At 64.3% G+C, this 12,026-nt stretch carries 10 protein-coding genes; 3 read left to right on the plus strand and 7 right to left on the minus strand.

Annotated elements, in window-relative coordinates; genetic code table 11:
- Window positions 1–8 precede the first annotated feature (8 nt).
- From IG197_RS09935 to IG197_RS09945, 3 genes are all read left to right on the plus strand, one after another.
- A complete protein-coding gene (locus IG197_RS09935) occupies window positions 9–890 on the plus strand; it encodes a phosphotransferase family protein (RefSeq protein ID WP_192319668.1) in 882 nt (293 codons plus the stop codon).
- Window positions 891–892: 2 nt separating this feature from the next.
- Window positions 893–3,334, plus strand: a complete 2,442-nt coding sequence (locus tag IG197_RS09940; protein WP_192318544.1) for an FAD-dependent oxidoreductase — start codon at window positions 893–895, stop codon at window positions 3,332–3,334.
- A 143-nt stretch (window positions 3,335–3,477) separates the two neighbouring features.
- The gene (locus IG197_RS09945; RefSeq protein ID WP_246765351.1) at window positions 3,478–3,960 is read left to right on the plus strand and encodes a CAP domain-containing protein; all 483 of its coding nucleotides are present in this window, start codon (window positions 3,478–3,480) and stop codon (window positions 3,958–3,960) included.
- Window positions 3,961–4,093: 133 nt separating this feature from the next.
- Here IG197_RS09945 and IG197_RS09950 read toward each other — a convergent pair whose 3' ends face one another.
- From IG197_RS09950 to IG197_RS09980, 7 genes are all read right to left on the minus strand, one after another.
- The gene (locus tag IG197_RS09950; protein ID WP_192318546.1) at window positions 4,094–5,014 is read right to left on the minus strand and encodes a DMT family transporter; all 921 of its coding nucleotides are present in this window, start codon (window positions 5,012–5,014) and stop codon (window positions 4,094–4,096) included.
- Window positions 5,015–5,127: 113 nt separating this feature from the next.
- On the minus strand, window positions 5,128–5,385 hold the full coding sequence (locus IG197_RS09955) for a hypothetical protein (RefSeq protein ID WP_192318548.1): 258 nt from the start codon (window positions 5,383–5,385) through the stop codon (window positions 5,128–5,130).
- 81 nt (window positions 5,386–5,466) lie between these two features.
- On the minus strand, window positions 5,467–6,759 hold the full coding sequence (locus IG197_RS09960) for an amidohydrolase family protein (RefSeq protein WP_192318550.1): 1,293 nt from the start codon (window positions 6,757–6,759) through the stop codon (window positions 5,467–5,469).
- Window positions 6,756–7,697 carry an ABC transporter permease gene (locus tag IG197_RS09965; protein WP_192318552.1) on the minus strand — a complete coding sequence of 314 codons (942 nt, stop codon included), beginning with the start codon at window positions 7,695–7,697 and terminating at the stop codon, window positions 6,756–6,758. The genes IG197_RS09960 and IG197_RS09965 overlap by 4 nt, the downstream gene beginning before the upstream one ends.
- Before the next feature lie 256 nt (window positions 7,698–7,953).
- Window positions 7,954–9,003 carry an ABC transporter permease gene (locus tag IG197_RS09970; RefSeq protein ID WP_192318553.1) on the minus strand — a complete coding sequence of 350 codons (1,050 nt, stop codon included), beginning with the start codon at window positions 9,001–9,003 and terminating at the stop codon, window positions 7,954–7,956.
- 264 nt (window positions 9,004–9,267) lie between these two features.
- On the minus strand, window positions 9,268–10,794 hold the full coding sequence (locus tag IG197_RS09975) for an ABC transporter ATP-binding protein (RefSeq protein WP_192318555.1): 1,527 nt from the start codon (window positions 10,792–10,794) through the stop codon (window positions 9,268–9,270).
- 161 nt (window positions 10,795–10,955) lie between these two features.
- On the minus strand, window positions 10,956–11,981 hold the full coding sequence (locus IG197_RS09980) for a BMP family protein (protein ID WP_067965596.1): 1,026 nt from the start codon (window positions 11,979–11,981) through the stop codon (window positions 10,956–10,958).
- Window positions 11,982–12,026: the final 45 nt, after the last annotated feature.

Genomic DNA, 12,026 nt, shown 5'->3' on the forward strand with positions numbered 1-12,026 from the left:
TGGCTGCGTTGACAACAATGGACCGCATTCGCGCCCTGCCCTTGTGGAACGGGACGCTGACAATTGCGCCACTCAAGGGCGGCATCAGCAACGAGAGCTGGCTGGTCGAAGACGGCAACGGCCGCCATGTCGTCCGCTTCGGCAAGGACTATCCGTTCCATCACGTCTTCCGCGACCGCGAGGCGATGGTGGCGCGTGCGGCCCATGAGGCCGGTTTTGCACCGGAGCTGCGCTATGCCGCGCCTGGCGTCATGGTCAGCGCTTTCCTCGGCGCCAAGACCTATGGCGCCGACGATGTGCGGGCCAATGCCGGACGCATCGCCCACTTGGTCAAGCGCTTCCATGACGAGATGCCGCGGCATGTCTCCGGCGCGGGCTTCATGTTCTGGGCCTTCCACGTCATCCGTGACTATGCCCGCACTCTGGCCGCCGGCAACAGCCGGATGTGTCAGGAACTGCCGCGCTATCTCGACCTGGCCGACAAGCTGGAAAAGGCGCAAGCGCCGCTGCCGATCATTTTTAGCCACAACGACCTGCTGCCAGCCAACTTCCTCGACGACGGCTCGAGGCTTTGGCTCATCGACTTCGAATATGCCGGTTTCTCGACGGCGATGTTCGACCTTGCCGGTACCGCCTCCAATGCCGGCATGACGGCGGAGGAGTCGGACGAGCTTCTGACCGTCTATTTCGGCGGCAGACCCGACCAGGCGATCCGGCGCTCGCACCAGGCCATGCAATGCGCCTCGCTGCTGCGCGAGGCGATGTGGAGCATGGTCTCGGAACTGTACCTCACCGCCCCGGGCAGCGATTACGTCGCCTACACCGCCGAGAATCTCGAAGAATTCAAGGCGGCGCTCGAAACCTACCAGAACCAGTACGGGAAACTGTAGCTATGGCCCTCCCCTCGCACGCGCAGATCGTCGTCATCGGCGGCGGCATCATCGGCTGCTCAACGGCTTATCACCTGGCACGCGACCACAAGGCCGACGTGATCCTGCTCGAACAGGGCAAGTTGACCTCGGGTTCGACCTGGCACGCGGCGGGCCTGGTAGGACAGTTGCGCTCGTCGGCGTCGATCACGCGGGTGCTGAAATATTCGGTCGAGCTCTACAAGGGGCTGGAGACCGAGACCGGGCTTGCCACCGGCTGGAAGATGACCGGTTGCCTCAGGCTTGCCACCAACCAGGACCGCTGGACGGAATACAAGCGGCTGGCGACGACCGCCAAGAGCTTCGGCATGGACATGCAGCTGGTGTCGCCGGAAGAGGTCAAGCGCATGTGGCCGTTGATGGACACCTCGGACCTGGTAGGTGCGTCATGGCTGCCGACCGACGGCCAGGCGAGCCCCTCCGACATCACCCAGTCGCTGGCCAAGGGCGCGCGCATGCACGGCGCCAAGCTGTTCGAAAACGTGCGCGTCACCGGCTTCGAGATGAAGGACGGTCGCATCCTCAAGGTGAAGACCGACCAAGGCGACGTTGCCTGCGACAAGGTGGTGAACTGCGCTGGCCAATGGGCGCGGCAGGTCGGTGCGATGGCCGGAATCAACGTGCCTCTGCAGCCCGTCAAGCACCAATACATCATCACCGAGAAGCTGCCCGGCCTCGCCACCGACGCGCCGACGCTGCGCGACCCCGACCGTCGCACCTATTTCAAGGAAGAGGTCGGCGGGCTTGTCATGGGCGGCTACGAGCCAAACCCGCAGGGCTGGACCACCGATGACGTGCCCAACGACTGGGAATTCCGCCTGTTCGACGACGATTTCGATCATTTCGAGCAGCATATGGTGCAGGCGATCGAACGTGTGCCCGGACTGGCCGATGTCGGCGTCAAGCAGATGATCAACGGCCCCGAAAGCTTCACGCCCGACGGCAATTTCATCCTCGGCGTGGCGCCTGAATGCTCGAACATGTTCGTCGGCGCCGGCTTCAACGCCTTCGGCATCGCCTCGGGCGGCGGTGCGGGCTGGGTGCTGGCGCAATGGGTGGTCGACGGCGAGGCGCCGCTCGACCTCTGGGTCGTAGACATCAGGCGCTTCTCGGGCCTGCATCGCGACCGGCAATGGGTGTCTGACCGTACACTCGAAGCCTATGGCAAGCACTACACCATCGGCTATCCGCACGAGGAGTATGCCAGCGGCCGTCCCTACATCGTCTCGCCGCTCTATGAGCGACTGAAAAAGCACCGCGCGGTCTTCGGCTCCAAGCTCGGCTGGGAACGACCCAACTGGTTCGCGCCCGAGGACATGGAGGCGAAGGACGTCTACGCCATGGGGCGCCAAAACTGGTTCGAGCCTGTAGGCGACGAACACAGGCACGTGCGCCAGGCAGTGGGCGTGTTCGACCAGTCGTCCTTCGCCAAATACGAGATGACAGGCAAGGACGCACAAAAGGCACTCGACTTCATCTGTGCCAACGACGTGTCGAAGCCCTTGGGACGGCTGACCTACACGCAGTTGCTCAACACGCGGGGCGGCATCGAGGCCGACCTCACCGTGGCGCGGCTGGCCGACGACAAGTTATACATCGTCACCGGCACCGGTTTCCGTACCCACGACTTCGCCTGGATCAGCGACCACATCCCTTCAGGGCTGGACGCGAAGCTCGTTGATGTGACCGAGCAGTTCGGCACGCTGTCGCTGATGGGACCGGATGCGCGCAAGGTGCTCGAAGCGGTCACCGATGCCGACGTCTCCAACGTCGCCATCCCCTTCGGCCATGTCAGGGAGATCACGCTCGCCGGCGCCACCGTCCGGGCCTTGCGCGTCACCTATGTCGGCGAGCTTGGCTGGGAGCTGCATGTGCCGATCGGTGCCACCGGCGAGGTGTTCGACGCGCTGATGGCGGCGGGCAAGCCACACGGCATCCGCCCCATCGGCTACCGCGCGCTGGAGTCACTCAGGCTGGAGAAGGGCTATCGCGCCTGGGGCTCGGACATCACGCCTAACGACACACCATTCGAGGCCGGCCTCGGCTGGGCGGTGAAGCTCAGGAAGGACACCGAGTTCCTCGGCCGCACGGCGCTGGAAAAGCTCGGTAATGCGCCTCTGACCAAGCGCCTCGCCTGCTTTACCGTCGACGACAAGGATGTCGTCCTTGTTGGTCGAGAGACGATCCTGCGCGACGGCCAGCCGGTCGGCTACCTGACCAGCGGCGGCTATGGCTACACCGTCGGCAAGAACATCGGCTTCGGCTATGTCAGAAACGCCGGCGGCGTCGACGACGCCTTCCTTACAGGTGGCAGCTACGAGCTTGTGGTAGCCATGGAGCGCGTGGCGGCGAAGATCCATCTCGATCCGTTGTTCGATCCTGATGCTGCAAGGGTGAAGGCATAGCGCGCAGCGGCAAAACCGGGTTCGAGTGTCCGAACGGACGGCGCGCGGTCGCAAACCACGCCGTACAACCGACGTCTAGCTCGCCAAAAAGCCATGATCTGCCTTATCAACGGTCGTCGACGACGACAGACAAGGACCAGATCATGGCGCGACTGACAGGCACATTTATGCGGGCGACCGCCTTCGGGTCGCTGCTGTTTTTGGCCGCCTGCCAGACCGGCTCCAACATCGCCGGTGACGGCGCCGGCGCTTCAGCCACCGGTATCGCCTATCTGCAGACCATACGCTCGGAGCATGGCTTGCCGCCGCTCAGCCCTGATTCCACGCTTGAGCGCGCCGCACTCCAGCAGGCCGCCTACATGGCGCGCAGCGGCAAGATGGAGCACACCACCGGCTGGGGCAAGGATTTCGCGGCGCGCATGAAGGATGGCGGCGTCGAGGGCGCTGCGGCCGAAAACATCGCCCATGGCGGCATGGAGCCAGCCAAGCTGTTTTCGATGTGGATGAACTCCGCCGGCCACCGCCGCAACATGCTCGACCCGCGCTTCGGCAAGTTCGGCCTCGCCTATGTGCGCGAGAGCAAGGGCAGCGACAGGCGCTATTGGGCGCTTGTGCTGGGGCGGTAGGTCGATAGCCTCCTACCTGCAGGGGGAGGTAATCCGAGCATCCGCCGGTCACACCTCATTGCCGAGAGCAGGCCTAGTCCCCTCGCGCTTCTGGGGAGGGGCTAAAGCTTGGGACATTGGGGAAGGATACCCCTCAGTGCACGCTGGTCGGCACCGTCTCGGGTTCGGCCTTGTCCACCACCTTCTGGCGATGGAAGATGAACAGGCCGGCGATGACGATGATCGCCGAGCCGATCAGGATTTGCGCATCCGGATAGTCGCCGAAGAAGGCGATGCCCATGACCACGGCCCAGATCAGCAGTGTGTATTGCAGCGGCGCAAGCAGCGAGGCGGGCGCGAGCTTGAGGGCGCGGGTGATCAAAAGATGTGCCGCGCAGGCGACGACACCGAGCAACAGCATGGCCGACCAGTCGATGGCGCTTGCCGGCTGCCAGTCGGAGGCGGCGAGGATGCCGCCCATGATCAAGGCGCCGACCGTCTGCCAGGTCACCAGCGTCGTATCGTTGGTGGCGCGCAGCTTGCGGCTGAGGATCAGGCTGATGGCAAAGGACATGCTGCCGACGACGGCAAACAGCGACGGCCAGGACAGCGACGCCGTCGACGGGCGGAGCGCGATGACCACGCCGCAGAAGCCAAGCACGATGGCCAGCCAGCGGCGCCAGCCGACCTTTTCGCCGAGGAAGAAGTGCGACAGCGCGGCGATGTAGATCGGGCCGGCCATGTAGAAGGTCATCACGTCGGCCAGCGGCAGATAGGCGACGGCGGCGTAGAAAAAGGCGGTGTCGGCGGTGGCGAGCACGACACGCAACACCTGCAGGCCGGGGCGCTCGACATTGGTCAGCGGACCGAGCCCCTGCCTGTAGATCATTGGGCCAAGAATGATGAAGGCGCCGATCGAGCGGATGAACAGCACCTGTCCGACCGAAAAGCTCTCGACCAGCCATTTGCCCATCGCGTCGTTGAGCGCGAACATGAAGTCGCCCAGCAACATGAGGAGGATGCCCGAAAGAACCATGTTGTTCTTCGGGAGGGCCAGGGCTTGTCGAAACGTCATGGTGCCAATCCGCCGGGCGACGGGCCCGGATTGAGGCTATCTATGCGCTTGAAAGAGTAATGGCGAGGGCAATCTGGCCTGGACCATGCGTTGCCCTGTCGCAGTACCAGCCGTTACGGCTTCGGTGCGACGACGATCGGGCGATAGACCACGACAGGCCGGTCCCAGTCGTCGAACGACGACTTGCTCTGGCGGAACTCGGCGCGGCGATCGAGCTCGATGCGCTGCAGGCACTCGGCGAAGGCGTCGTTGCGCTTGGTGAAGCCGTAGGAGCGGCAATTGTCTTCGTCGCGGGCGCGCTGTTCTTCCGCCGACACGCAGCCGGCAAGCAAAGCCGTCACGAACACCAGGAAAACCGACCTCGACAACATGACCTTCTCCTTCCGCAACCGCGAGAATCTTGAGTTTTATTGTAGACTTTTTTGTGACTTCTGGCCACGCGCTACGCTAGGTCAATTCGCCTGCGGCGGCACCACATGGCGGCGGTTGATGCTAGTCGGACGGCCCTTGATCGACAGCGCGGTGTCGCGCTTCGGACGTTCCGCCACGACCTTGCCCTTGGCAATCACGCAGAGGCGTTCGGCGCGCAAGCGCACAGCCTCGATCGGGTTGCCGGCGTCGAGCACGACGAGGCTTGCGGTCTTGCCGACTTCGAGCCCGAAATGGTCGAGCCCCATGATCTCGGCATTGACCTTGGTCACCATGTCGAAGCAGCGGCGCATGTCGGCAGGCGAAGACATCTGGGCGACGTGCAGGCCCATGAAGGCGACGTCGAGCATGTCGGCGGTGCCGAGCGAATACCAGGGGTCGAGCACGCAGTCCTGGCCCCAGCCGACGCGGATGCCTGCCTTCAGCATTTCCGGCACGCGGGTCATGCCGCGGCGCTTGGGATAGGTGTCGTGGCGCCCCTGCAGCATGATGTTGATGAGCGGGTTGGGGATCGCCGACACGCCAGCTTCCGCAATCAGCGGCAAAAGCTTCGAGACGTAATAATTGTCCATGGAGTGCATCGACGTCAGGTGCGAACCGGCCACCCTGCCCTGCAGGCCGAGACGCTGGGTCTCATAGGCCAGTTGCTCGATGTGGCGCGACAGCGGGTCGTCTGTTTCATCGCAATGCAGGTCGACCATCAGTCCGCGCGCTGCCGCGATCTCGCAGAGCTCGGTCACCGAGCGCGTGCCGTCGGCCATTGTGCGCTCGAAATGCGGAATGCCGCCGACCACATCGACGCCCATGTCGAGGGCGCGGATGGTGTTGGCGCGCGCATTGGAAGAGCGATAGAGCCCGTCCTGCGGGAAGGCGACGAGTTGCAGGTCGATATAGGGCGCGATCTGCTTCTTGACCTCAAGCAGCGCTTCGACGGCAAGCAGGCGGTCGTCGCAGGTGTCGACATGGGTGCGAATGGCGAGCAGGCCCATCGACACGGCCCAATCGCAATAGGCGAGTGCGCGTTCCTTGACAGCCTCATGGGTGAGCAGCGGCTTGAGTTCGCCCCACAACGAGATGCCTTCGAGCAGCGTGCCCGAAGCGTTGATGCGCGGCAGGCCGTAGGACAGGGTCGCGTCCATGTGGAAATGCGGATCGACGAAGGGCTGTGTGACGAGGTTGCCGGAGGCGTCGACGACGTTCTTGGCGGCTGCGTCGATTTTCGGCTCGATGGCAGCGATCCTGTCGCCCTTGATGCCAATATCGGCGACGGTTCCATCGAGCAGCGTACCGCCCTTGACGATCAGGTCGAAGCTCATCTCTCGCCTTTCTGGTAGGGGATCATCAGCGCTTTCGGATAGGTAGCGCGGCGCGCCACCAGGATCAGGGCCAGGATCGACAGCGCATAGGGCATCATCAGGAACAGTTGGTAAGGCACGACGCCGCCCGACATCTGCTGCAGGCGCACCTGATAGGCGTCGAAGGCGGCAAACAGGATGGCGCCGATCAGCGCCTTGCCCGGCCGCCACGAGCCGAACACCACGAGCGCGATGCAGATCCAGCCACGGCCGTTGATCATCTCGAAGAAGAACGAGTTGAACGCCGACATTGTGAGGAAGGCGCCGCCGACGGCCATCAGCGCGCTGCCGACCACCACCGCGCCCATGCGGATGCCGGTGACCGAGATGCCCTGCGCTTCCACGGCCGCCGGGTTTTCGCCGGCGGCGCGGACGGCAAGGCCGACGGGTGTTCGGTAGAGCACCCAGGCAACGACGGCGACGGTGAGGAAGGCGAGATAGGTCAGCGGCGTCTGCGAAAACAGCGCTTCGCCGACGATGGGGATCTTGGACAGACCAGGGATCGGCAATGGCTGGAATGGCTCGATCTTGGGCGGCGAGGTTACCTCAGGCAGCGCCAGGCGATAGGTGAAATAGGTCAGGCTGGTGGCGAGCAGCGTGACACCGATGCCGACGACATGCTGCGACAGGCCGAGCGGCACGGTCAGCGTCGCATGCAACAAGCCGAACATGGCCCCTGCCAGGGCCGCTATAAGCACGCCGGTCCACAGGTCGCCGCCGGCATAGACGGTGAACCAACCGGCGAAGGCGCCGGCGGTCATGATGCCTTCGATGCCGAGATTGAGCACGCCGGCGCGCTCGCAGATCAGCTCGCCCATGGTGGCGAAGATCAGCGGCGAAGCAATGCGGATGGCGGCGACCCAGAAGGAAGCGGTAAAGAGGATTTCAAATGCGTCCATCAGAGGGCACTCCGCCTCGATACCAAACAACGCTGGCGCTCGACGTTGCCCCCGTCTGGCCTGCCGGCCATCTCCCTCACAAGGGTGGAGATCAGGACTTCGCCAGCGCCTCGCACAATCGTTCGCCTCGGAACGGAAACTCCGTGTCGGCCAAAGCACCCCGGGAAACAAAAGGAACTGGTGTGGCGTCGATGCGACTGATCTCCCCCCTTGTGAGGGAGATGGCCGGCAGGCCAGGCGCGAAGGATCTCAGCCATCACCTCCACCTCACCCTGAACCGCGTCAGCAGGATCGCTACCACCATCGTCAAGAGCGACGTGGCGACCATGACGTCGGCGATGTAGCTCGGCACCTTGGCAACACGGCTCATGGCATCGGCGCCGACGAAGATGCCGGCGACAAAGATGGCCGAGGCAATCACGCCGAGCGGGTTCAGCATTGCCAGCATGGCAACGACGATGCCCGAGTAGCCGTAGCCCGGCGACAGGTCGAGCGTCAGGTTGCCCTTGAGGCCCGAGACCTCGGAGAAGCCGGCGAGCGCTGCGAGGCCGCCCGACAGGAGTGCCGTCTTCATCAGCACGAGATTGACGGGAATGCCGACGAAGCGCGCGCCTTCGGGGTTGTGGCCGACGGCGCGCATCTCGTAGCCGAGCACGGTCTTCTTCATGATGACCCAGACGACAATGGCCGAGACGATGGCGATGACGAAGCCATAATGCAGGCGCTTGCCCTGGATGATGCGCGGCAGTTGCGCCTCGGCGATGACCTTCTGCGACTGCGGCCAGCCCAGCCCCATCGGGTCCTTGAGCACGCCTTCGAGCAGCATCGACACGAACAGCAGCACGATGAAGTTGAGCAGCAGCGTAGTCACAACCTCGTCGACGCCGAAGCGGGTCTTCAGCACGGCGGGTCCGAGCAGCAGCAACGCGCCCGCGGCCATGACGGCGACCATGATGATAGGGATGAGAATGGGCGCGGGCAGCGGCAGCGCGCCGGTGCCGAGCACCACGGTGACGATGCCGCCGACATAGAGCTGCGCCTCGGCCCCGATGTTCCAGAGCTTGGCCCGGAAGGCGACGGCAACGGCAAGCCCGGTAAAGATCAGCGGCGTCGCGCGCGTCAGGGTTTCGAGGAGCGCGAACTGCGAACCAGCCGCACCCTTGGCAACGAGGTAGAACACCGACAGCGGCGACGCACCGGCGACGAGCACCAGCAACGACGTGATGAGCAGCGTGGCGGCGATCGCCGCCAGCGGGAACAATAGCGTGACCGCCAGTGATGGCGCGGGTCTGGGCTCAAGCCGCATGGGTCTGCTCCGTGGCCTGAAATGTTTGCGGGACAGCACCCCCCTCTGTCCTGCCGGACATCTCCCCCGCAAGGGGGGAGATTGGCGGTGTCCGCGTCCACCCTCGTCCTGAGACCCTGGAAGTCTGCTTGGGCGTCAGCGGACGTCCTGCAACGTCAGTGATTGGCCTCAGAGGCCATGACGGCTGATCTCCCCCCTTGTGGGGGAGATGTCCGGCAGGACAGAGGGGGGTGGCGTGGAGCACTGACATCTGACCTCGCGCGTTCACGCCGGCTGCTCCCCACCATGGCCCGCCATCAGTTCACCCAGTTCGCGAATCGTCCGTTCCCCGCGCGCCGATGGCGCGGACAACCTCCCCTTGGACATCACGACGATGCGGTCGGAAAGCGCCAGGATTTCCTCCAGGTCCTCCGAGATCAGCAACACCGCCGCGCCGCGCTCACGCGCGGCGAGCAGCATGCGGTGGACATAAGCGACGGCGCCGACGTCGAGGCCGCGCGTCGGCTGGCTGGCGAGGATGACCGCCGGTTCGGGGTCGAGCGCGCGGCCGAGGATCAGCTTCTGCATGTTGCCGCCCGAAAGCAGGCGGATGCGCGCCTCGGGCGATGGGCATTTGACGTCGTAGTCGGCGATGATCTCCTCGGCGAAGCGGCGCGCCGCCGTCCAGTCAAGGAAGCCCATGCGGCTGAAACGTGAGCTGCCATAACGCTCGGCGATGACATTTTCGGTAACGCTCATGTCGCCGATCGTGCCGACGGCATGGCGGTCCTCGGGGATGCGGGCGATGCCATGGCCGAGGGCGGCGCGCGGGGACCAGTCGCCAACCGCGTGGCCGGCGATGGAAATCGCGCCGCCGGTCGGGCGCTGGGTGCCTGACATGAGTGCGGCGAGCGCTGCCTGCCCGTTGCCGGAAACACCGGCAAGGCCGGTGATCTCGCCGGCGTTGAGTGTCAGCGACACCTCGTCGAGGCCGGCGCCGTTATGGCGCGCCGTCGAGACGCGGTCGAGTACCAGCAGGGCCGCACCTGCATGGACCGGACTGACCTCTGCCGGCTTGACCTCTTGGCCGACCATGAGGGCGGCAAGTTCCTTGCGGTCGGTCGATTTCGTCTCCCGTTGGCCGGCGAGCCGGCCGGCGCGTAGCACCAGCACGCGGTCACTGACGGCCATCACCTCATGAAGTTTGTGGGAGATGAAGATGATCGAAAGGCCCTTGGCGACGAGCAGCTTCAGCGTGCGGAACAGCGCGTCGGTCTCGGCCGGCGTCAGCACTGCCGTCGGCTCGTCGAGGATCAGCACATGGGCGTCGCGGTAGAGCGCTTTGAGGATCTCGACGCGCTGGCGCTCCCCCACCGACAGTGTGGCCACGGTGGCCGCAGGATCGACGGTCAAGCCGAAATCAGCGGACAACTGTTCGATGCGACGGCGCGCGGCTGCCCTGTCGAGCCTGGCTCGCCACAGGCCCTGGGTGCCCAGCGCGATATTCTCCAGCACGGTCATGTTGTCGGCGAGGGTGAAATGCTGGTGCACCATCCCGATGCCGGCATCGAGGGCCGCGCGTGGATCGCCCGGCGGCAGCAGCTTGCCGAACGCCTCGACAGTGCCTTCGTCGGCAACATAGTGGCCGAACAGGATGTTCATCAACGTCGTCTTGCCGGCGCCGTTCTCGCCGAGCAGCGCGATCACCTCGCTGCGCTTCAGCTCAAAGGAAATGGCGTCGTTGGCCGTCAGCGGGCCGAAACGCTTGGTGATGCCGGAGAGGCGAAGGACGATGCTGGGCTCAGTTGTCATGAAGCGGCGACGGCAGCTGGAGGTCCCTTCCCCCCGCCTGCGGGGAGAAGGTGGCCCGAAGGGCCGGATGATGGGCAGTGCCGAAATCGGAGAGGATACGCTGCCCCTCATCGTCCTGTCGGCATCTTCTCCCTCGTAAACGGGGGAGAAGAACGCTGTCATCAGCTCGACTTCGGCTCGGCGTCGTTGATCTCGACAGTGAACGAGCCGTCCTTGATCGCCTTTTCTTTCTCGGCGACCTTGGCCTTGATCTCGTCAGGCACCTTGCCCTCGAAGGTGCCAAGTGGCGCAAGCGACGAGCCGCCGTTCTTCATGAAGGAATAGACGCCATAGTCGTCGGCCTTGAAGGTGCCGGCTTTCACTTCCGCGATCGCCTTGTCGAGCGTCGGCTCGAAGTGCCAGAGTGCGGAGGCGACCACCGTTTCGGGATAGTCGGCCTGGGTGTCGATGACGTTTCCGATGGCCAGTACTTTCTTTTCCTTGGCGGCGTCAGACACGCCGAAACGCTCGGCGTAGAGCAGGTCGGCGCCGCCATCGATCTGGGCGAAGGCGGTTTCCTTGGCCTTGGGCGGATCGAACCACGAGCCGATGAAGGCGACCTGGAATTTGGTGTCTGGCGCCACTTCCTTCACGCCCGCCATGAAGGCGTTCATCAGGCGGTTGACCTCTGGGATCGGATAGCCGCCGACCATGCCGATGTTTTTCGACTTGGTCATCGCGCCCGCAACGAGGCCGGAGAGATAGGACGCATCCTGGATGTAGTTGTCGAACACCGAGAAATTCGGCACGGCGGCATCGGGCTTGAAGCTCGAGCCCATCAGGAAGGCGACGTCGGGGTAGTCCTTGGCGACTGCGCGGGCAGCATCCTCGACGCCGAAGACCTCGCCGATGATCAGCTTGTGGCCGGCCTCGCAATATTCGCGCATGACGCGCTCATAGTCGTTGTTGGCGGTGTTTTCCGAATAGACATATTCGATGTCGCCACGATCCTTGGCGGCGTTGGCCGCCTTGTGGATGCGGCTGACCCATTGCTGCTCGACCGGGACGGTGTAGATGGCCGCGACTTTGATCGGGTCGGCGGCGAAAAGCCGGCCGGGCAAGCCCACGGCCGCGACCGCGGCGGAAGCGCCCGCGGCTTTGATCAACGTGCGTCTGGAAATGCCTGAATTTTTGGAGCTGCTGTGCATACGATCCACCTCTGGTTTTGGTCTTTTTTGGCGAAGGCGACTTTT

It is taken from the genome of Aminobacter sp. SR38, from assembly GCF_014843375.1.
In the GTDB taxonomy this organism is placed as follows: domain Bacteria; phylum Pseudomonadota; class Alphaproteobacteria; order Rhizobiales; family Rhizobiaceae; genus Aminobacter; species Aminobacter ciceronei.

Excerpts from the sequence above, each read along its gene's own strand:
- IG197_RS09950 (WP_192318546.1), bottom strand. The coding sequence starts at position 5,014 with ATGACGTTTCGACAAGCCCTGGCCCTCCCGAAGAACAACATGGTTCTT.
- IG197_RS09940 (WP_192318544.1), top strand. The coding sequence starts at position 893 with ATGGCCCTCCCCTCGCACGCGCAGATCGTCGTCATCGGCGGCGGCATC.
- IG197_RS09945 (WP_246765351.1), top strand. The coding sequence starts at position 3,478 with ATGGCGCGACTGACAGGCACATTTATGCGGGCGACCGCCTTCGGGTCG.
- IG197_RS09970 (WP_192318553.1), bottom strand. The coding sequence starts at position 9,003 with ATGCGGCTTGAGCCCAGACCCGCGCCATCACTGGCGGTCACGCTATTG.
- IG197_RS09965 (WP_192318552.1), bottom strand. The coding sequence starts at position 7,697 with ATGGACGCATTTGAAATCCTCTTTACCGCTTCCTTCTGGGTCGCCGCC.
- IG197_RS09960 (WP_192318550.1), bottom strand. The coding sequence starts at position 6,759 with ATGAGCTTCGACCTGATCGTCAAGGGCGGTACGCTGCTCGATGGAACC.
- IG197_RS09980 (WP_067965596.1), bottom strand. The coding sequence starts at position 11,981 with ATGCACAGCAGCTCCAAAAATTCAGGCATTTCCAGACGCACGTTGATC.
- IG197_RS09975 (WP_192318555.1), bottom strand. The coding sequence starts at position 10,794 with ATGACAACTGAGCCCAGCATCGTCCTTCGCCTCTCCGGCATCACCAAG.
- IG197_RS09955 (WP_192318548.1), bottom strand. The coding sequence starts at position 5,385 with ATGTTGTCGAGGTCGGTTTTCCTGGTGTTCGTGACGGCTTTGCTTGCC.